We start from the raw sequence: 18,296 nt of genomic DNA, 5'->3' as shown, positions 1-18,296 counted from the left end.
ACCCGCTTGATCGACACAGCTGTCGACACCGCCCGAGGAGGCGACGACGTGGAACTCGACCTGGGACCGGAGGCGTCCACGTTCCGGCAGGAGACCCGGGACTGGATCGCCGCCAACGCGCCCGACGGCCTGGCCGACCTGATCGACTGGAACACCCCGCCGATGACGGCCGGGGACCACTCCGGCCACGCGCGGGCCCAGGACAGCCCGCAGCACGCGGAGTGGGAGCGCAGGCTGCTGGCCGAGCGCATGATCTGCCCGCAGTGGCCGGAGCGGTTCGGCGGCCGCGGCTGGGGCGCCGTGGAGAACGCGATCTTCAGCGAGGAGTGCGCCCGGGCCGGCGTGCCGCGGATCCGGCGGGGGTTCGGCGAGGGGATGGTCGGCCCCTCGGTGATGGTGCACGGCACCCCCGAGCAGCAGGAGCACTTCCTGCCCCGGATCATCAGTGCCGAGGACGTGTACTGCCAGGGTTTCTCCGAGCCCGACCACGGCTCCGACCTGGGGGCGGTCCAGACCCGCGGCGTGGTGGACGGCGACGAGATCGTGATCAGCGGGCAGAAGGTGTGGACCTCGGGGTTCGCCCGGGCGAACATGATCTTCGTCCTGTGCCGCACCGATGCCGCGGCGCCCAAGCACCGGGGCATCTCCTACGTGCTGCTCCCGATGCGGGACAACAACATCGACGCCCGCCCGCTGCGCCAGCTCACCGGCAACGCCGAGTTCGGTGAGGAGTTCTTCGACGGCGCCAGGGCACCGCTGTTCAACGTGATCGGCGGCCTGAACAACGGCTGGCGCGTCGCGATGACGACGCTGGGCCACGAGCGGGGCGGCAGCGCCACGATCGGCCACCTGAAGTACCAGCGGCAGCTCGCCGCGCTGGTCGAGCTGGCCCGCGAGGTGGGCCGGGACAAGGACCCGCTGGTGCGCCAGCAGCTCGCGTGGGCGCACACCCACGTCGAGATCATGCGGTACCAGGGCCTGCGGCTGCTCGCCCAGCTGGCCGAGGGGCGCGAGCCGGGCCCGGAGGCGTCCATCACGAAGCTCTTCTGGAGCGAGTACGAGCGCCGGGCCGGGGAGATCGCGATGGAGCTGCTGGGGCCCGCCGCGCTCGTGCGCCCCGACGGAGAGGGCTACCGGCTCTCCCGCTGGCAGCAGGTCTTCCTCGCGAGCCGGGCCGGAACGATCTACTCCGGCACGAGCGAGATCCAGCGCAACATCATCGCCGAACGCGCACTCGGGCTCCCGAGGGAGCCGCGCCCGGCTGAGCCGAAGGGGGCGAGGGCATGACGACATTGGACGGACGGGTCGCGGTCGTCACCGGAGCGGGACGTGGCATCGGCGCCGGGATCGCCCGGTTGCTGGCCGCGCACGGCGCGTCGGTGGTGGTGAACGACCTCGGAGTGGAGCTGGACGGCTCCGGTGCGGACAAGGGCCCCGCCGCAGAGGTCGTCCGGGAGATCACGGAGGCCGGTGGCTCCGCGATCGCCGACGGCGGTGACGTCTCCGACCCGGACCAGGCCGACGGGCTCGTCCGTACGGCGATCGAGGAGTTCGGGAAGCTCGACGTGCTGGTGAACGTGGCCGGCATCCTGCGTGACCGGATGATCTTCAACCTCAGCGAGAAGGAGTGGGACGACGTCATCCGCGTCCACCTCAAGGGCCACTACAACACCACGAAGCCCGCGGCCGCGTACTGGCGCGACCAGCGCAACCCCGACGGCCACTACCGGCTGATCAACTTCACGTCGGTCTCCGGGCTGCACGGCGCCCCGGGACAGCCGAACTACGCCGCGGCGAAGATGGGCATCGTCGGGCTCACCTACTCCTGCGCCAACGCGCTGGGTCGCTACGGGGTCACCGCCAACGCGATCTCGCCGGGCGCCGCCACCAGGATGACCGCGTCGATCCCCGGCGAGCGGAAGTCCGGCGCTCCCCGCGACGACGACGAGCGTTCGCCCGACAACATCGCTCCGATCGTCGCGTACATCGCGAGCGAGGCGTCGGACTGGCTCACCGGGCAGATCGTCGGCGCGCGCGGCTACGAGGTGCACCTGTACAACAAGCCGGCTCCCGTCCGGCACATCGTCTCGGACGGCCCGTGGGAGCCCGAACGGCTGGCCGAGCTCGTCGAGCGCACGTTCAAGCCCGCCGTGACCGGGAACGGGCGGTAGCGGCGATGGACCTGGTGTTCAGCCCCGAGCAGGAGCAGCTGCGCGCGTCCGTGCGGCGGTTCCTCGCCGACAAGTCCCCGATGCCGGCGGTCCGCGCGGTGATGGAGGACCCGGCCGGGTACGACCCCGCGGTCTGGCGGCAGATGGCCGAGCAGCTCGGCCTGCAGGGCCTGGCCATCCCCGAGAAGTTCGGCGGCAGCGGCTACGGGTTCGTGGAGCTCGCCGTAGTGCAGGAGGAGGTGGGACGGGCGCTGTTGCCCGGGCCGTTCGCCAGCACGGTCGTGCTCGCGGCGCACGCCGTCCTGGACGCCGCCGACCCGTCGGCAGCGGAGGAGCTGCTCCCCGGCATCGCGGACGGGTCGACGATCGCCACGCTCGCCGCCTCCGGGGACGACGGCCGGTGGGATCCCGAGGTGCCGGCGTTGTCGAGCGAGCCGGCGGGAGATGGGTGGGTGCTGCGCGGCAGCGTCGACCAGGTGCCGGACGGACACCTCGCGGGCCTGGTGCTGGCGTCGGCGCGGACCGCCGCCGGGGCGTCGCTGTTCGCCGTCGACGGTTCGGCGCCCGGCCTGGTCCGGACGATGCTGCCCACCCTCGACCAGACCTCACGGCTGGCCCGGCTGGAGTTCGACGGCGTGCCGGCGCGGCTGGTCGGCACGGACGGCGCTGCCGGCTCCACGCTGCGGCGCACGCTGGACCGGGCCGCGGTCGCGCTCGCACTGGAGCAGGTCGGCGGCGCGCAGCGCGCGCTGGAGATGGCCGTGGAGTACGCGAAGGTCCGCAAGCAGTTCGATCGCCCGATCGGCAGCTTCCAGGCGCTCAAGCACAAGGCGGCCGATGTGCTCCTGCAGGTGGAGTCGGCGCGGGCCGCCGCCTACTACGCCACGTGGGCGGTGGCGCGGGACTCCGACGAGGTGCCCGCGGTGTCGAGCCTCGCCAAGGCCTACTGCTCCGACGCGTTCTTCGCCGCGGCAGCCGAGAACATCCAGATCCACGGCGGCATCGGGTTCACCTGGGAGCACGACGCCCACCTGTACCTCAAGCGGGCGGCGGCCACGAAGCTGTTCCTCGGCGACCCGGCGTTCCACCGGGAACGGCTGGCGGTGTCGATCGGCCTGTGAACGGTTCCAGGGGGATCAGCGTCGACACCCCCGGCGATACGGAGGAGACCGCCGAGGAGCGGGAGCGCACCCGCTACGCCTGGCGCGTGCTGTCGGTGGTCTGCCTCGCGTCGCTGATGAGCGGCCTCAACAACAGCTCGCTCACGATCGCGCTCCCGGCGATCGTCGGGAGCTTCGACGCCACCGTGTTCGAGGCCACCTGGATCCTGCTGGCCTACCAGCTCACGAACGTCTCGCTGATGGTCTTCTTCGGCCGGCTGGCCGACCTGCTGGGCAGGCGTCCGATGTACCTCACCGGCGTCGCCCTGTTCACCGCGTCGAGTCTGGCCGCCGGGTTCGCCCCGACCGTCGGCCTGCTGATCACCTGCCGGGTGGCCCAGGCGGTCGGCAGCGCCATGCTCATCACGAACAGCGCTGCGCTGGTCACCGCGGCGTTCCCGCGCCGGCTGCTGGGGCAGGGCCTGGGCATCTACATGGCGTCGTTCTCGCTGGCCCAGCTGCTCGGACCGACGCTCGGCGGCCTCCTGGCCACCGAGTTCGGCTGGCAGTGGACGTTCTGGTCGAACGTGCCGGTCGGTGTGGTGTGCCTGCTCTGGGGGCTGCGGGTGATGGAGCGCGTCCCGCGCCGTCGCCAACGGTTGCGGATCGACCCCGTGGGCAACCTGCTCGTCCTGTTCGGACTCGGCGGGCTGCTGCTCGCGCTGTCCCAGGTCGGGACGTCCGGCTGGGACGACCCGCTCGTCCTCGGTGGCCTCGGGGTCTTCGTGCTCGCCGTGCCGGCGTTCCTGCTCGTCGAGCGCAGGGTCGCCGAACCCGTGGTGGACCTGCGGACGTTTCGCGACCCGGTGGTCGGCATCGGCACGCTCGCGGGGTTCCTCGCAACGGTGCCGCGGTTCGCCGTCGTGCTGCTGATGGGGCTGTACTTCCAGGCCGTCTCCGGCGACACCCCGGCCGAGGCGGGGCTGAAGGTGCTGCCGATCGCCATCGCGTCGATCATCGCCGCGCCGCTGGCCGGGGCGCTGCTGCGCCGCATCGCCCCGCGCACGGTGGCCGTGGCCGCGTGCGCGATCTCGCTGGTCGGCGTCACCCTGCTGCTGTTCACGATCTCCGTCGACACCCCGTATCCCGTGTTGATCGGCGCCGTCGTGGTGCTCGGGATCGGATCGGGCGCATTCATCCCCGCGAACAGCACGGCGATGCTGCAGGACCTGCCGCCCGACCGGCTCGGGATCACCAACGCGGTGCGGCTGATGGCGCAGAGCTCCGGGGTGGTGATCAGCACGGCCGTGGCGCTCACGCTGGTGGCTGCGCCGTTGCCGGTCGCCCTGCGCCCGCAGCTCTTCGACGGATCGCTGTCGCAGGTTTCTCCGGAAGCACTGGAGGACCTGGTCACCGGCTACCGGTGGGCCTTCGGGCTGATGGCGGTGATGTCGGTGCTCTGCCTGGTCGCCTCCACGGTCGGGCGTCAGGTGCACGCCATCAGCCGGAGGGCCGCGACGACGACCCCGACCAGATGAGGAGTGGGTGGACATGGGTGTGCTCGACGGCAGGATCGCGCTCGTCACGGGGGCGAGCCGGGGGATAGGCACGGAGATCGCCAGGCGGTTCGCGGCCGAGGGCGCCACGGTGATCGCGACGGCCCGCACGCTCGACCCCGGCAGCTCGCCGCTGGCCGGGTCGCTCACCGACACGGTCGCCTCCATCGAGGCGGCCGGCGGCACGGCACAGGCCGTCGCGGCCGACGTGTCCCGCGCGGAGGACCGCGTGACGCTCGTCGAGCGGGTCACCGCCGCGCACGGGCCGGTGGACATCCTGGTGAGCAACGCGGCCGTCACCTGGTTCACACCGGTCGCCGAGTTCACCGCCAAGCGCGTCGATCTCATGTTCGAGGTGCAGGTCAAGGCGCCGATGCACCTCGCGCAGCTGGTGCTGCCCGGCATGCGGGAGCGCGGCGCCGGGACGATCCTCAACATCTCCTCGCGCGCCGCCATCCACCCGCAGCTCCCGCCGACCGGCCGGGCGTCCCGTGGCGGCACGGTGTACGGGATGTGCAAGGCCGCCCTGGAGCGGTTCTCCACCGGTCTCGCGGCTGAGCTCTACGCCGACGGGATCGCCGTGAACGCGCTGTCGCCGAACCGGGTGGTGCCCACACCCGGCACCGTCTTCCACCACCTGACCACCGAGGACGCGCCCGACGCCGAAGCGCCGGCCGTGATGGCGGAGGCCGCGCTCGCGCTGTGCCACCCGCCCGCCGACGGCGGCCGTGCCCTCACCGGCCGGATCGCCTACTCCCAGGACCTCCTGAACGAGCTCGGCATCGCCATCCCGAGCAGATGACGGCGGCGGGCTGGATCCGCGTGGACTGCCACGTGCACACCGTCGCCTCTGGGGACGCGGTGCTGCGGGTCGAGCAGCTCGCGTGCCGGGCGGTCGAGCTGGGTCTCGATGTCGTGTTCGTGACCGACCACAACGAGACCTCGGCCGCGCTCGCCGCGCAGGGCCGCGACCTGGGCGTCCGGATCGAGGTGGGGGAGGAGGTGCGCACCGCCGACGGGGAGGTGCTGGGGCTGTTCCTCACCGAGCGGATCCCCTATGTCCTCCCGATCCGGGAGGTGGTGCGCCGGATCCGAGCCCAGGGCGGGCTGGTCGGCCTTCCGCATCCCTTCGACCCGCTGCGTGCAGGCGCCGGGGCCGTCGCCGACGCGCTCTGCGCCGAAGGCGCCGTCGACCTGGTCGAGGTGTTCAACGCCAAGGTGCACGACCCCGCCCACAACGACGCTGCGGCGGCGTTCGCGTCCCGGCACGGCCTGCCGGTCACCGCCGGGTCGGACGCCCATGACGTCACGGGCCTCGGCGCCGCCTACGTCGAGATGCCGGACTTCGACGGCCCGCGCGAGTTCCTCGCCGCCCTCGCGCAAGCGCGACCGGTGGGCGAGCTACGCCCCCACGCCCCACGGTTCCCCGTCGCCCGGAACGCTCCGGCGCAGCCGAACCGAGGGGCGAGCGCCGTGAGATGAACGTGGGCGTCGTTCTCGCCCGATTCGAACGACGCTCCTGTCCATCTCGCGCGCACGTCGGTTCCGGTCCGGCCGCCGTGGACGGGCGGCGGCCGGACCGGTCAGGGGAGCGGCGGCGGGGTAGGAACCGTCATCGGTCGGCACATCAGAACAGCCGAACCCGAAAACCCTCGGAAACCGCAGCGAAGACGGACCGAAAGAACACGTGGGAGGAGCGCGGCATTCTCGCTACCGTCGGGCCATGCGCTTGCTGCTGGTGGAGGACGACGCCGACCTCGCGAGCGCGCTGCGCGTCGGTCTCGGGCGGGCGGGCTACGCGGTCGACATCGCGCTGACCGGCGGCGACGCGGCCGCCAAGCTCGCCGTGAACACCTACGACCTGCTGGTGCTCGACCTCAACCTGCCCGACGTCGACGGCTTCACGCTGTGCCGTCACGTCCGCGACGGCAGCATCGCCGGCCCCGGCGGCACCGAGCTGCGGATCCTCATGCTCACCGCCCGGGGCGAGCTGACCGACCGCGTCCGGGGCCTCGACGAGGGCGCTGACGACTACCTCGTGAAGCCCTTCGCGCTGCCCGAGCTGCTGGCCAGGGTGCGGGCGCTGCTGCGCCGCGACACCAGCGGCGGAACGTCCGTGCTGACCGTCGGCGAGCTGTCGCTCGACGACGGCCGCAACATCGCCAGCCGGGGGAGCCGTGAGCTGACGCTGACCCGCAAGGAGTTCGCCGTGCTGCGCTACCTGATGAACCGGCCGGGTCACGTCGTGTCGGCCGAGGAGCTGCTCGACCACGTGTGGGACGAGAACGCCGACCCGTTCACCCAGACCGTGCGGGTGACGGTCGGGACGTTGCGTCGCAAGCTCACCCGGGACGGCGAGCAGCCGGTGATCGAGACCGTGATCGGGCGCGGGTACCGGCTGCGGGAGCCGGCGTGACCACCGCCGCCCGGGGGTGGGCGGGACACCTGCGGCCCCCGTGGACCCGCACGATCCGCTTCCGGCTGGCCGTCACCTACTCACTGGTGCAGTTCGGTGTGGTCGCACTGGTCCTGGTCGCGGTCTACGTGGTGATGTACCGCAGCGTCGACGCCGCGCCGCTCGACCCGATCACGGTGGAGAAGGTGACGGAGGTCGGTGGACAGCTCCAGCTGCGCGAGGGCCAGGCGTTCCAGGCCGCCGACCTCGCCGGCGTCCAGCGGGCGGTCAACTTCCAGACTCTGGAGAAGCTGCGAGGCGCACTGGTCCTGGTGCTCGGCGTCATGCTGGTCGCGAGCTTCGGCGTGGGCTGGTGGCTGGCCGGCCGGGTGCTGCGTCCGGTGCGGCGGGTCACGGCCACGGCGCGGGAGATCACGGCCACGGACCTGTCGCGTCGCATCGCACTCGACGGTCCGCAGGACGAGCTGCACGACCTCGCCGACACCGTCGACGACATGCTCGGCCGGCTCGACCGGGCCTTCTCCGCCCAGCGGCGGATGATCGACGACGCCTCCCACGAGCTGCGCACCCCCCTCGCCGTCATCCAGGTCAACCTCGACGCCGTGCTCTCGCGCGACGACGTCGGGGCGGCCGAGCGGCAGCGCGCGAGCACCGTGGCCGGCCGGGCCGTCCAGCGGATGGGCACTCTCATCGAGGACCTGCTCGCCGCGGCGCGCCGGACCGCGCCCGCCTTCAGCGAGACCGACGTTGACCTCACGCTCGTCGCCGCCGAGGCTGCGGACGGGTTCGCGCTGCTGGCCGACAGCGGTGGCCACGAGCTGGTACGCCGCCTGGAGCCGGGGCTGGTGCTGATCGGCGACGCCGAGTCGCTGCGCCGCGCCGCGGACAACCTGCTGTCCAACGCGCTGCGCGCGTCGCCGCCGGGCCGGGAGCTCCTGATCGCCACGGGGCGGCGTGCAGGCTGGGCGTGGCTGGCCGTCCGCGACCGCGGCCCGGGGATCACCGCCGAGCACCAGGAGCGGGTGTTCGACCGCTTCTGGAGAGGCCCCGAGGGGAGCGGGCGCCGCGACCGTGGAACCGGCCTCGGGCTGGCGATCGTCCGTCAGGTGGTGGAGAGCCACGGCGGCACCATCGCGGTGCACAGCGTTCCCGGTGCGGGCGCGACCTTCGTGCTGTGGTTTCCGCTGCGGGCGGCAGGTGCGTCAGCCCGGCCGCCGCGGCCGCCGGAGCTCAATCCGGTGGAGTCGGATCCGAGCCTGCCCGCCGCACCGTCCTGACCCGGGGGTGTCGCTACGCCGGCTCGGTGGTCGCACCGGCCTGCGGGTGTCGCGGCGGGACGGGCGTCGACACCACGAAGGAGCTCGTGGTCTGCCCGTGCAGCAGGAACCGGTCGAGGACGGCCTCGAGGGCGTCGATGGCTGGAATGTGCACCTTGAGGAGGAAGCAGTCCTCGCCCGAGATGCGGTGGCACTCACTGACCTCGGGCACGCGCCGGGCGAGCTCGCTGATCTTCTGGAGCTGACCGGGACCGGGCCGCACCCGCACCCACGCCGTGACCGGCAGCCCGATCGCAGCAGGGTCGATGTCGAGGCGGTAACCGCGGATCACACCGGTCTGCTCGAGCCGTGCCACGCGCTCCCGTACCGCGGGAGCCGACATCCCGACCCGGCGCGCGAGCTCGGCGCTGCTCTGCCGAGGGTCCTCCGTCAACAGGGCGAGGATGCGCCGGTTGACCTCGTCGAGCAGTGACTTTCCATCCGGAAGGCCATTAGGGGGGCGTGGCGTGCCGGTCGTGGTCATAACGCCTACTCCACCTTTCGATGCCCATGGCCCACCCGATCGCAGCCTTCGACGATAGGACCATGGACGAAACCCGGGTCCCGCCGCACGTGTATTTCCTCGTCAGCGCGGTGTTCCACTACCTCGGACCCGCGTTCGCGGTGCTGCTCTTCGCACGGGTCGACGTGCTCGGTGTGGCCTGGCTGCGGATCGCGGCGGCGGCGCTCGTCTTCGCGCTGTGGCGCAGGCCATGGCGTGTGTGGCTGAGGCTCGACCGTGCCACCCGGTGGCTCCTCGTCGGCTGGGGAGCGGTGCTGGCCGTGATGAACAGCGTCTTCTACCTCGCGATCGACCGATTGCCACTCGGAACGGTCGCGGCGATCGAGTTCGTGCCCGTGATCGCGCTGGCCGCGCTGGCCGCCCGCACCGGGCGCAACGCGGTCGCGCTGCTGCTGGCCGTGGTGGGGGTCTGGCTGCTGACCGACGTACGGTTCGTCGCCGAGCCGTGGGGGTTCGTGTTCGCCGCCGCCAACGCGGTGCTGTTCGCGTTCTACATCGTGCTCGGGCACCGGGTGGCGCAGAGCCCGCAGGTGCGAGGCATCGACGGCCTCGCCCTGTCCATGCTGGTGGCCGCCGTCGTCGCGCTGCCGACGGGCGTGGTGGACGCCGCACCCGCGTTCGCCGACCCGGTCGCGCTCGCCGCGGGGATCGGGGTCGGAGTGTCGTCATCGGTGATCCCCTACGTCTGCGACCAGCTCGCAATGGCGCGTCTGCGCCGCGCGACCTACGCCCTGATGGTGTCGCTGCTGCCGGCGACCGCGACGGTGATCGGGATCGTCGTGCTGGTCCAGGTACCGAGCGCCGTCGAGATCCTCGGAGTCGTGCTGGTGGTGGCGGGGGTGGCCGTCCACCGGGAGCGGCGGGCGACGGCGCAGCCGACGTGAGGGCTGGACGTCACAGGCGGCCGGCTGCCCGGCGGCGGGCCCGGTGGTTGGCCACGTTGATCCGGTTGCCGCAGACCTCCGGGACGCAGTAGCGCCTGCGTCCGGCCCGGCTGGTGTCGACGAACATCCCGGTGCAGATCGGTGAGGCGCAGTGGCGGAACCTGTCGAACCCGAGGGTGCGCAGCACGGAGAGCAGGGCGGTGGCCGTCAGGAGCGCGAGCTCGTCACCCACGCCGGCGCCGTCGCGGGAGCCGACCTCCCAGCGCCATCGCCCCTCGGCGTCGCGCCGCAGCGCGGGTCCCGTTCCGGCGGCCGCGCTGAGGACGCCCGCGCGGGCGGCTGCCTCCCCGGCGTCCGGGGCGTCGAGCAGGTCGCGCAGTGTCCGGCGCAGGGCGTGCACCGAGGCGACGTCGGCGGGGGAGAGCGGGACGGTGCCGCCGTCCAGCGCGTCCAGGCGCAGGTCGTGCGCGGTGAGGAAGGCCAGCAACGCGTCGGGGTCGGCGAGGGTGTCGCCCGTGTTCACCATCACCTCGGGGGCGGTGTTGACGAGGTCCGTGGCCACGGCCGCTCCCAGCACGTAATCGTCCAACAGGACTTGCACCTCTTACACGCCCTTCGTAAGGTAATGGATGAAGAGACCTTACATCCCTTTCGAGAGGTGATGGCCGTGCCGGGCTCGACATCCGTCGCATCCCGGGTCCGCCCGGGGTCGGTGCTGCTGGGCGTGCTGGCCGTCGCCCTCAACCTGAGGGCCGCGCTGGCCGGCTACCCGCCGCTGCTGGAGGGCGTCCGCTCCGACCTCGGGATCTCTGCGGCCGAGGCGGGCTTCGTGCAGACCGCGGCGGTCCTGATGATGGCGGCCGGGTCGTTCGCCGGTCCCGCGCTGGGAGTCCGGCTGGGTTCCGAGCGCGCGCTCGGTGCCGCGGTGGGCCTCGTCGCGGCGGGCAGTCTTGCCCGCGGCGTCCCCGCGATCGTCGCGCTGATCGGAGGCAGCCTGCTGGTCGGGTTCGGCATCGGGCTCGCCGGCGTGCTCCTGACCGGCGTGGTGAAGGAGTACCTCCCCGCGCGAGCGGGCGCCGTGACCGGCGGCTACGTGGTGGCGATGATGGTGGGGGCCACCGTGGCCAGCGCGGTGGCGGTGCCGCTCGCCGTGGTCGTCGGCGGCTGGTCGCTCGCGCTGGCCGGGTGGGCCGTACCGGCGGTGCTGGCGCTGGCCGGCTGGCGCGCGGTCACGCGCGGCGTACCCGCCGCTGCGGCCGCACCGGCGCGCCCGCGCCTGCCGTGGCGCGACGGGTTCTCCCGCCTGGTGGCCTGTCACCAGGCCGGCGCGTCGCTGATCGTGTACGGCTGGATGACCTGGCTCGCGCCCTACGTCTCGAGCCTGGGGTGGAGCGGGGAGCGGGCCGGCCTGCTGCTCGCGGTGTGGGCGATGGCGCAGATCCCGGGGGCGTTGTTCCTCCCGGCACTGGCCGAGCGGCACCGCCGCTGGGGGTTCTGGTCGGCGGTGGCGCTGGCCTGCACCGCCGTCGGCACGGCGGGGCTGCTGCTGGCTCCCGCGAACCCGCCGGCCGGGCCGTGGCCGTGGGTGGTGCTCGTCGGGATCGGGTCCGGTGCCGGTTTCCCGCTCGGGCTCGCCGTGGTCGCGTGGCGGACGCCGGACGCCGCTGCCAGCGCGGCGACCAGCGGTATGGCACTGGGCGTCGGGTACACCGTCGCCGGGCTCGGACCGCTCCTGATGGGGCTGCTCGTCGACCTGGCGGGCGGCTACCCGCCTGCCATCGCCGTCTTGCTCGCCGCCGCGGCGGTGCAGGCTTTCGCGGTCGTGCGGATCAGCCGGTCCGGTCACCGCTGACAACCGTGCCGTCTGTGCCGCCGCAGGTCACCGGAACGCCACGCCGCGACCCGTTTGCCGCCCGATCGGGGAGGTATCGTTTCGGCGAACCACGGCTGAACGGATGCGGGTGACGACAACGGGTAGTGACGGTTCCCGACGCTTGCCGGAGAGTGGCGGCGAGCGGATCCGCCGTGCCGCCTATGAGCTGTTCAGCCGCAACGGCGTGCGGGACGTCGGTGTGGATGCCGTGATCGCTCGCGCCGGCACCGCCAAGATGACGTTGTACCGCAACTTCCCGTCGAAGGACGACCTGATCCTCGATTTCCTCCGGCGCCGTGAGCGGCTGTGGACCGAGGAATGGCTCCAGCACGAGAGCCAATTGCGTGGCACGCGCCCCCAGGATCAGCTGCTGGCCATCTTCGACCTGTTCTCGGAATGGTTCGAGCGGCCCGATTTCGAGGGCTGCGCCTTCCTCACCACCATGATGGCGGTCAACGACAAGGGCAGCCCCGTGTTCCAGGCGAGCGTGGCGCACCTCGCGCGCATCCGGGGCTACCTCCGGGAGCTCGCCGAGGCCGCGGGCGTGGCCGACCCGGACCAGGTGGCCCGGCAGTGGCACGTGCTGATGAAGGGCTCCATCATGGCGGCCCACGAGGGCGATGCCGGCGCGGCGTCGGCCGCCCGTGAGCTGGGCGTGCTGCTGCTCCGGGCCCACGGCGTCCCGGACTGACCGGGCGTCGCGCACCCCCTCAGAGGCCCAGCTTCTCGGCGGCCAGGCGGGCACCCTCCACGCGGGAGGTGATCTTCTGGAAGGCCACGTCCCTGGCGTAGTCGGGTGAGCCGTGGTTGGGCTTCTCGTCGATGGAGAACGGGGAGAACCCACAGTCGTCGGTGGAGCCGAGCTGTTCCTTCGGGATGAAGTTGGCCGCCCGGATGAGCTGGTCGGCGATCTCCTGCGGGCTCTCGACCCGCGGGTTCTGCGGGTTGGTGACGCCGATGTAGGCCATCTGCGCGACACCGCCGGCGTCGGAGCGCAGGTTCTTGCCGATGGTCGCGTAGACGGGGTCCTTCTCCCGCTCCGACGCGAGCTGGATCAGGAAGTACCCGGCGTTGATGTCGAACATCGTGCCGAGGAGGTTGTTGTAGGGCACATCGGCCGAGTGCACCGAGTCGCGGTCGCCGCCGGGGCAGGTGTGGATGCCGATGGTGCGGCGCTCCTCGGCGGAGAACCGGGCCATCACTCGGTTGTTGAGCTCGATGAAGTGCGGCAGGAGACCGGCTCCGGTCCACGGGTTGCGGGGATCCTCGCGGGTGGCCAGCCGGCCTTCGGTGAAGTCGACCGACACCCGTTCGGCCCCGGCGGCGAAGGCCTCCCGGATGTCCTTCTCGCACTCGTCGACCAGTGCCGCCTCGAACTCCTCGCGGCTGTAGCCCTCCACCGGGTCCTTCAACGGGTGGAGCAGCGCCAGCATCGACGGCGCGATCACGGCCTGCTTCATCGGCCTGCTCGCGTACGGGATCGACTTGCGCAGCGTGTCGGCCGCATGCTGGTTGTAGCGGAACGGTCCGTGTTCCAGCTTCGGCAGCTGACGTCCGTGGCCGTCGGCGAAGATCGCGAAGAACTGGCCGCCCGGGGCCAGTCCCGGTGCCAGTCCGGTGCCGGCCAACGTGTCGGCGATCGGATAGGTGGCGAACGACGACCACCGTTGCTCGCCGTCGGAGATGATCGGTGAGCCGGTGGCCTCGAACCGTTCGATCGAGTCCTTCACCGAGGCGTCCTGCAGCTTCTCGAGGTCATCTTTGTTGATCTCGCCTGCGTCGTACTTCGCGTAGGCCTCCTGCAGTTTCGCGGGCCGGGGCAGTGAGCCCACCGGCTCGGTGGGGACTCCGGTGGCCGTGCGCGGGTCGTAGGCCATTGTGGATCTCCTCCTCGAGAATCCTGGACACGCGGACGCCGGGCTCGGCGTGATCGACGGACGCGGTACTCGGTGCCGGCGGCGAAGACATGTGAATAGGCAGGACGGCAGAAGGAGACAGGTCTGTCTCACGCGTGCGAGGAAAGGGTAGTCGGGCCAGCAGGAACGGTCAACGAGAGGCGCGCGATTACCAGGAACGTTCGCGATCCGGGGCCGATTATCCCGTTCTCGACGGGTTATCGCCCGATGTGATAGCCGCTACACCCGGTCGGGGGGGCCGATGTCGTCCACCCGTGAGACCGACCTGTCTTGTGGTTCGCGTCACACAGTGGGAACATCGGCCAGGTCAGGCGCCCACCACCGCCGACCCGGAGGGCAACGCCCACCATGGCCGAGCTCGAACCGCGAAACTTCCTGCAGCCTTGCCTGCTGCTGCTCCTGCGGGAGCAGCCCGACCACGGCTATGAGCTCGCCGCGCGGCTCCGTCCCATGCACGACGGGGACGGCGACGCCGGCGGGGTCTACCGCGCGCTGCGCAGCCTGGAGCGGCAAGGACTGGTCCGCTCGGAGTGGCACACCTCCGAGGTCGGCCCGGCCCGGCGCACCTACTACGTCACCCAGGACGGGGTGACCTGCCTCGACTCGCTCGCCGACAGCCTCGAGCAGACGCACGAGGCCCTGCACATCTTCCTCGATCGCTACGCCCGGGTGGTCGCCGCCGCCAAGCGGGGATGCCCCGAGGGGAGCCGAATTGACCGTCGAGCTGACAGCTGCGGATACACGAACGGTGTTCACGCGGCGCGACGGGCCGATCGGCCTGCTGGCCACTGACGCGCCCGCGCTCGCCGCCGCCTGCCACGCCATGGCGCGGCGCTTCCACCGCGGGGGCCGCCTGCTCGCGTTCGGCACCGGCTGCTCCGCGGCCGACGCCGCGCACGTGGTGGTGGAGTTCGTGCATCCGGTGATCATCGGCAAACGTGCGCTGCCCGCGCTGTCGCTGCCCGGGGGATCCACCGGGTTCCGGGCCGAGCTCGGTCTGTTCGGCGAGCCCGAGGACATCGCACTGGGCATCGCGCCCGACGGCGGCGACGCCGCTCTCGCCGACGGCCTGGCGGCGGCGCGGGACCGCGGCCTCCTGACCGTCGCGCTGCTGGGCGGGGAAGGCGGCCTCGTCGCGTCGCTCGGGGGCCTCGACCACGTCATCGCGGTGCGCTCCGACGACACCCGCATCGTGCGCGAGGGCCAGGTGACCGTCTACCACGTGCTGTGGGAGCTCGTGCACGTCTTCCTGGACGCTCCGGAGGTGCTGGCATGAACCCGGCTCCCGACCCGCACCCGGGCGAGGTGTGCATCACCTGCTCCGACACGGCGGTGGCGGTCACGGTCACCGCCCTGCTCGGCGACGGGCTCGCCATGGTGGACACCGGCGCGGGGCCGGGCACCGAGGAGGAGGTCAGCGTCGCGCTCGTGGACGCCGTGGTCGGTGACACCGTCCTCGTGCACGCCGGCGAGGCCATCGCCAGGGTGGACCCTTCCGGACCGGCCCGGCACGGAGGCCGATGGTCATGAGCATCGAGTCGCTCTACCCGTTCCTGCACTCCGGGTCCGCCGACCTGGACTCCCTGCTGGCCGACGTCGCGCGGTCCACGGCGGAGAAGGTCGACGAGATCGGACGGCTGCGCCGGGAGGTGGTGGCCGCCGACGACGCCCGGATGGCGGCCTGCGCCACCGCGATGGCGGAGCGCTTCGAGCGCGGCGGGAGGCTGCTGGCCTTCGGCAACGGGGGGTCGAGCACGGACGCGGCAGCCGTGGCCGCGCTCTGTGTCGACCCCGGGCCGGCATGGCGACCACTGCCCGCCCTCGCGCTCGCGGCCGACGTCGCGACCCTCACGGCGCTGGCCAACGACGTCGGCTTCGAGAACGTCTTCGCCCGGCCGGTGGCCGCGGCGGGCCGCCCGGACGACATCGCGCTGGCCCTGTCCACGAGCGGAGGTTCGGCCAACGTGCTGCGCGGCCTGGCCGTCGCGCACGAGCGGGGCCTGCTCACCGTGGGGCTCGCCGGGTACTCGGGTGGGTCGATGGCCGAGGCGGCCGCGCGCGGGGAGATCGACCACCTCTTCGTGATGCCCTCGGCGTCGGTGCACCGCATCCAGGAGGCGCAGACCACCACCTACCACGTGCTGTGGGAGCTGGTGCAGCGCGCGCTGGGCCGCCCGTGACCGAACCGCCCGCGCAGGTCGAACCGCGGGCCGGGGAGCGGGTGCGGGCCCGGATCCGGGTCAGCGGCATCGTGCAGGGAGTGGGGTTCCGTCCGTTCGTGCACGGCCTCGCCGGGCAGCTGGGGCTGGCCGGGTTCGTGGGCAACGACGAGTCCGGCGTGGTCATCGAGGCGGAGGGCGCCGCGCCTGCCCTGGACGCGCTGCTCGCCGCCCTGCAGGACCGGCCGCCCGCGCTGGCGCTGGTCACCGGCGTCGCCGCCACGGACATGCCGGTGCGCGGGGACACCGCCTTCGCCATCGCCGCCAGCTCCGCCCGCGGCCGCCGGGCCACCCTCGTCCCAGCCGACACCGCCACCTGCGCCGAGTGCGTCGCCGAGCTGCGCGACCCGGCCGACCGGCGCTACCGCCACCCGTTCATCACCTGCACGAACTGCGGGCCCCGGTTCACGATCGTCACCGGGGTGCCCTACGACCGGGCCGCCACCACGATGGCCGGCTTCCCGATGTGCGCGGCCTGCGCCGCCGAGTACCACGACCCGGCCGACCGGCGGTTCCACGCGCAGCCCGTGTGCTGCCCCGGCTGCGGGCCCACCCTGCGGCTGGTCGACGCCACCGGTCGCGAGCTCTCCGGTGAACCGGTCACCGCCGCGGCGCGGCTGCTGGCCGAGGGCGGGGTGCTGGCCGTGAAAGGGCTCGGCGGCTACCACCTGGCGGCCGCGGCCGGGCACGAGCGCGCCGTCGCCGAGCTCCGGGCGCGCAAGCACCGGGAGGACAAGCCGTTCGCGGTGCTGGCCCCGGACCTGGACGCCGCCGGAACGCTCGGCGAGGTCGGGCCGGCCGAGGCGGCGCAGCTGTCGTCCCGGCGCGCGCCCATCGTGCTGCTGCGCAGACGCCCGGGCGCGCCGCTGGCCACCGCCGTCGCCCCCGGCAACGACCACGTCGGCGTGCTGCTGCCCTACACGCCCGTGCACCATCTGCTGCTCGACGACCTCGCCGCCCCGATCGTGCTGACCAGCGGGAACGTCTCCGACGAGCCGATCGCCCACCTCGATGACGACGCGGTCACCCGGCTCGCCGGCATCGCCGACGCCTTCCTCACCCACGACCGGCCGATCCGCACCCGGGCCGACGACTCGGTGCTGCGGGTGGTGGCCGGGCGCGCCTACCCGATCCGCCGTTCGCGCGGCTACACCCCGGAGCCCCTGCGGATCGGCGTCGTCGCCGGGGAGCCGGTGCTCGGCTGCGGCGCGGAGCTCAAGAACACGTTCTGCGTGCTGCGGGGCGCGGAGGCGTTCCCGTCGCACCACGTCGGCGACCTGGAGAACGCCGAGACGCTGCGGGCGTACCTCGACGGCATCGAGCACCTCGGACGGCTGCTGGACGTCACGCCCGCGGTGCTCGCCCACGACCTGCACCCGGAGTACCTGTCCACGAAGTACGCCCTCGCCAGGGCCGAGGCGGAGCCGGGCCTGCGGCTGGTCGGGGTGCAGCACCACCACGCCCACCTGGCCGCGTGCCTGGCGGAGAACGGCGAGGCGGGGCCGGCGATCGGCATCGCGTGCGACGGCCTCGGCTACGGCCCGGACGGTGTGCTGTGGGGCGGGGAGGTGTTCGCGGTCTCGCTCACCGGGTTCCGGCGGCTGGCGCACCTGGAGCCGGTGCCGCTGCCGGGCGGAGCCACGGCGATCCGGCAGCCGTGGCGGATGGCCGCGGCCTGGCTGCACGCCACCGGCACCGACCCGGCGGGCCTCGCCGTCGTGGCCCGCAACGGTCCGCTGTGGACACAGGTGGAGCGGCTCCTGGGATCCGGTGTGGACGTCCCGGTCACCACGAGCGCCGGTCGCCTGTTCGACGCCGTCGCGGCTCTCGTCGGGGTCCGGGACCGGGTGAACTACGAGGGCCAGGCGGCCGTCGAGCTGGAGCAGGCCGCGTCGGCGGTGGGGGAGTGCGACGGTTACGCCGTGCGGCTCGACGGAGAGCTGATCCGTGTGGGCGACCTCGTGCGCGCCGTCGTGGCCGACCTCCGGGCAGACACCCCGGCGCCGGTGATCGCCGCCCGTTTCCACGCCGGCCTGCACGACGCGCTCGCGGCCGCGGCCGTGTCGGCCGCCGCGGACACCGGTCTCGACGTGGTGGCCCTGTCCGGCGGGGTGTTCCAGAACATCCGGCTCCTGCAGGGGGTGTCCCGGCGGCTGACCGAGGCCGGGCTGCGGGTGCTCGTGCACTCCCGGGTGCCGTGCAACGACGGCGGGATCAGCCTCGGCCAGGTGGCGGTGGCCGCCGCGACGATCTCCTGACGCGACACGGACACATATCGCTGCTCGGTGGCGGGTTCTGATCGCGTTATGTGGCCATGTCGTG

19 protein-coding genes are annotated in these 18,296 nt (G+C 72.8%); 16 read left to right on the top strand and 3 right to left on the bottom strand.

All coding sequences use genetic code 11. From position 1 onward, the window contains the following. The first annotated feature begins 48 nt into the window (after window positions 1-48). The 8 genes from ACQPZA_RS21280 to ACQPZA_RS21245 all read left to right on the top strand — a co-directional run bounded on the left by ACQPZA_RS21280 (window position 49) and on the right by ACQPZA_RS21245 (window position 8,520). Window positions 49-1,287, top strand: a complete 1,239-nt coding sequence (locus ACQPZA_RS21280) for an acyl-CoA dehydrogenase family protein (protein WP_433273063.1) — start codon at window positions 49-51, stop codon at window positions 1,285-1,287. Beyond that, a complete protein-coding gene (locus ACQPZA_RS21275; RefSeq protein WP_433273061.1) occupies window positions 1,284-2,171 on the top strand; it encodes an SDR family NAD(P)-dependent oxidoreductase in 888 nt (295 codons plus the stop codon). Before ACQPZA_RS21280 ends, ACQPZA_RS21275 begins: the two co-directional genes overlap by 4 nt. Window positions 2,172-2,176: 5 nt before the next feature. Beyond that, window positions 2,177-3,292, top strand: coding sequence for an acyl-CoA dehydrogenase family protein (locus ACQPZA_RS21270; RefSeq protein ID WP_433273059.1), 1,116 nt, complete (start codon window positions 2,177-2,179; stop codon window positions 3,290-3,292). Next, window positions 3,289-4,809, top strand: coding sequence for an MFS transporter (locus ACQPZA_RS21265; protein ID WP_433273057.1), 1,521 nt, complete (start codon window positions 3,289-3,291; stop codon window positions 4,807-4,809). The genes ACQPZA_RS21270 and ACQPZA_RS21265 overlap by 4 nt, the downstream gene beginning before the upstream one ends. 13 nt (window positions 4,810-4,822) lie before the next feature. After that, window positions 4,823-5,629: an SDR family NAD(P)-dependent oxidoreductase gene (locus ACQPZA_RS21260; RefSeq protein ID WP_433273054.1), complete on the top strand. Its 807-nt coding sequence runs from the start codon at window positions 4,823-4,825 to the stop codon at window positions 5,627-5,629. Next, the gene (locus ACQPZA_RS21255; protein WP_433273052.1) at window positions 5,626-6,309 is read left to right on the top strand and encodes a CehA/McbA family metallohydrolase; all 684 of its coding nucleotides are present in this window, start codon (window positions 5,626-5,628) and stop codon (window positions 6,307-6,309) included. The genes ACQPZA_RS21260 and ACQPZA_RS21255 overlap by 4 nt, the downstream gene beginning before the upstream one ends. A gap of 241 nt (window positions 6,310-6,550) precedes the next feature. Next, a complete protein-coding gene (locus tag ACQPZA_RS21250; protein WP_169396406.1) occupies window positions 6,551-7,243 on the top strand; it encodes a response regulator transcription factor in 693 nt (230 codons plus the stop codon). After that, the gene (locus ACQPZA_RS21245; RefSeq protein ID WP_433273049.1) at window positions 7,240-8,520 is read left to right on the top strand and encodes a sensor histidine kinase; all 1,281 of its coding nucleotides are present in this window, start codon (window positions 7,240-7,242) and stop codon (window positions 8,518-8,520) included. Before ACQPZA_RS21250 ends, ACQPZA_RS21245 begins: the two co-directional genes overlap by 4 nt. Before the next feature lie 13 nt (window positions 8,521-8,533). Here the strand turns inward: ACQPZA_RS21245 and ACQPZA_RS21240 are convergent, their stop codons facing one another. Then, window positions 8,534-9,043: an Lrp/AsnC family transcriptional regulator gene (locus ACQPZA_RS21240; protein WP_433273047.1), complete on the bottom strand. Its 510-nt coding sequence runs from the start codon at window positions 9,041-9,043 to the stop codon at window positions 8,534-8,536. 62 nt (window positions 9,044-9,105) lie between these two features. Here ACQPZA_RS21240 and ACQPZA_RS21235 point away from each other — a divergent pair, with 62 nt between their 5' ends. Beyond that, a complete protein-coding gene (locus tag ACQPZA_RS21235; RefSeq protein ID WP_433273045.1) occupies window positions 9,106-9,966 on the top strand; it encodes an EamA family transporter in 861 nt (286 codons plus the stop codon). Window positions 9,967-9,976: 10 nt separating this feature from the next. On the opposite strand, the gene ACQPZA_RS21230 is transcribed toward ACQPZA_RS21235, so the two are convergent. Then, window positions 9,977-10,555 (bottom strand): CGNR zinc finger domain-containing protein, encoded by a 579-nt coding sequence (locus tag ACQPZA_RS21230; RefSeq protein ID WP_433273043.1) that lies wholly within the window; start codon window positions 10,553-10,555, stop codon window positions 9,977-9,979. Window positions 10,556-10,627: 72 nt separating this feature from the next. Between ACQPZA_RS21230 and ACQPZA_RS21225 the strand changes: the two genes are divergently transcribed. Next, complete coding sequence (locus ACQPZA_RS21225; protein WP_433282916.1) at window positions 10,628-11,818, top strand: MFS transporter; 1,191 nt, start codon at window positions 10,628-10,630, stop codon at window positions 11,816-11,818. 142 nt (window positions 11,819-11,960) lie between these two features. Beyond that, complete coding sequence (locus tag ACQPZA_RS21220; protein ID WP_246266371.1) at window positions 11,961-12,530, top strand: TetR/AcrR family transcriptional regulator; 570 nt, start codon at window positions 11,961-11,963, stop codon at window positions 12,528-12,530. A 19-nt stretch (window positions 12,531-12,549) separates the two neighbouring features. Here the strand turns inward: ACQPZA_RS21220 and ACQPZA_RS21215 are convergent, their stop codons facing one another. Next, the gene (locus ACQPZA_RS21215) at window positions 12,550-13,716 is read right to left on the bottom strand and encodes a 5-methyltetrahydropteroyltriglutamate--homocysteine methyltransferase (RefSeq protein WP_433273041.1); all 1,167 of its coding nucleotides are present in this window, start codon (window positions 13,714-13,716) and stop codon (window positions 12,550-12,552) included. Window positions 13,717-14,103: 387 nt separating this feature from the next. Between ACQPZA_RS21215 and ACQPZA_RS21210 the strand changes: the two genes are divergently transcribed. The 5 genes from ACQPZA_RS21210 to hypF are packed head-to-tail and all read left to right on the top strand — an operon-like array spanning window position 14,104 to window position 18,232. Further along, window positions 14,104-14,547 carry a helix-turn-helix transcriptional regulator gene (locus ACQPZA_RS21210; protein ID WP_433273039.1) on the top strand — a complete coding sequence of 148 codons (444 nt, stop codon included), beginning with the start codon at window positions 14,104-14,106 and terminating at the stop codon, window positions 14,545-14,547. Next, complete coding sequence (locus ACQPZA_RS21205) at window positions 14,504-15,031, top strand: SIS domain-containing protein (protein WP_312859134.1); 528 nt, start codon at window positions 14,504-14,506, stop codon at window positions 15,029-15,031. Before ACQPZA_RS21210 ends, ACQPZA_RS21205 begins: the two co-directional genes overlap by 44 nt. Continuing rightward, window positions 15,028-15,285 carry a HypC/HybG/HupF family hydrogenase formation chaperone gene (locus tag ACQPZA_RS21200; protein WP_169396398.1) on the top strand — a complete coding sequence of 86 codons (258 nt, stop codon included), beginning with the start codon at window positions 15,028-15,030 and terminating at the stop codon, window positions 15,283-15,285. Before ACQPZA_RS21205 ends, ACQPZA_RS21200 begins: the two co-directional genes overlap by 4 nt. After that, window positions 15,276-15,935 carry a D-sedoheptulose-7-phosphate isomerase gene (locus ACQPZA_RS21195; protein WP_433273035.1) on the top strand — a complete coding sequence of 220 codons (660 nt, stop codon included), beginning with the start codon at window positions 15,276-15,278 and terminating at the stop codon, window positions 15,933-15,935. The genes ACQPZA_RS21200 and ACQPZA_RS21195 overlap by 10 nt, the downstream gene beginning before the upstream one ends. Next, window positions 15,932-18,232 carry a carbamoyltransferase HypF gene (gene hypF, locus ACQPZA_RS21190; protein WP_433273033.1) on the top strand — a complete coding sequence of 767 codons (2,301 nt, stop codon included), beginning with the start codon at window positions 15,932-15,934 and terminating at the stop codon, window positions 18,230-18,232. Before ACQPZA_RS21195 ends, hypF begins: the two co-directional genes overlap by 4 nt. Window positions 18,233-18,296: the final 64 nt, after the last annotated feature.

Origin of the sequence: Pseudonocardia xinjiangensis (assembly GCF_050948425.1) — a bacterium.
Classification (GTDB): Bacteria; Actinomycetota; Actinomycetes; order Mycobacteriales; family Pseudonocardiaceae; genus Pseudonocardia; species Pseudonocardia xinjiangensis.
Note: the sequence above shows the minus strand (reverse complement) of the source record. Positions and strands in the feature narration are given on the sequence as shown.

Excerpts from the sequence above, each read along its gene's own strand:
- ACQPZA_RS21275 (WP_433273061.1), top strand. The coding sequence starts at position 1,284 with ATGACGACATTGGACGGACGGGTCGCGGTCGTCACCGGAGCGGGACGT.
- ACQPZA_RS21270 (WP_433273059.1), top strand. The coding sequence starts at position 2,177 with ATGGACCTGGTGTTCAGCCCCGAGCAGGAGCAGCTGCGCGCGTCCGTG.
- ACQPZA_RS21260 (WP_433273054.1), top strand. The coding sequence starts at position 4,823 with ATGGGTGTGCTCGACGGCAGGATCGCGCTCGTCACGGGGGCGAGCCGG.
- ACQPZA_RS21255 (WP_433273052.1), top strand. The coding sequence starts at position 5,626 with ATGACGGCGGCGGGCTGGATCCGCGTGGACTGCCACGTGCACACCGTC.
- ACQPZA_RS21250 (WP_169396406.1), top strand. The coding sequence starts at position 6,551 with ATGCGCTTGCTGCTGGTGGAGGACGACGCCGACCTCGCGAGCGCGCTG.
- ACQPZA_RS21240 (WP_433273047.1), bottom strand. The coding sequence starts at position 9,043 with ATGACCACGACCGGCACGCCACGCCCCCCTAATGGCCTTCCGGATGGA.
- ACQPZA_RS21235 (WP_433273045.1), top strand. The coding sequence starts at position 9,106 with ATGGACGAAACCCGGGTCCCGCCGCACGTGTATTTCCTCGTCAGCGCG.
- ACQPZA_RS21225 (WP_433282916.1), top strand. The coding sequence starts at position 10,628 with ATGGCCGTGCCGGGCTCGACATCCGTCGCATCCCGGGTCCGCCCGGGG.
- ACQPZA_RS21215 (WP_433273041.1), bottom strand. The coding sequence starts at position 13,716 with ATGGCCTACGACCCGCGCACGGCCACCGGAGTCCCCACCGAGCCGGTG.
- ACQPZA_RS21210 (WP_433273039.1), top strand. The coding sequence starts at position 14,104 with ATGGCCGAGCTCGAACCGCGAAACTTCCTGCAGCCTTGCCTGCTGCTG.
- ACQPZA_RS21200 (WP_169396398.1), top strand. The coding sequence starts at position 15,028 with ATGAACCCGGCTCCCGACCCGCACCCGGGCGAGGTGTGCATCACCTGC.
- ACQPZA_RS21195 (WP_433273035.1), top strand. The coding sequence starts at position 15,276 with ATGGTCATGAGCATCGAGTCGCTCTACCCGTTCCTGCACTCCGGGTCC.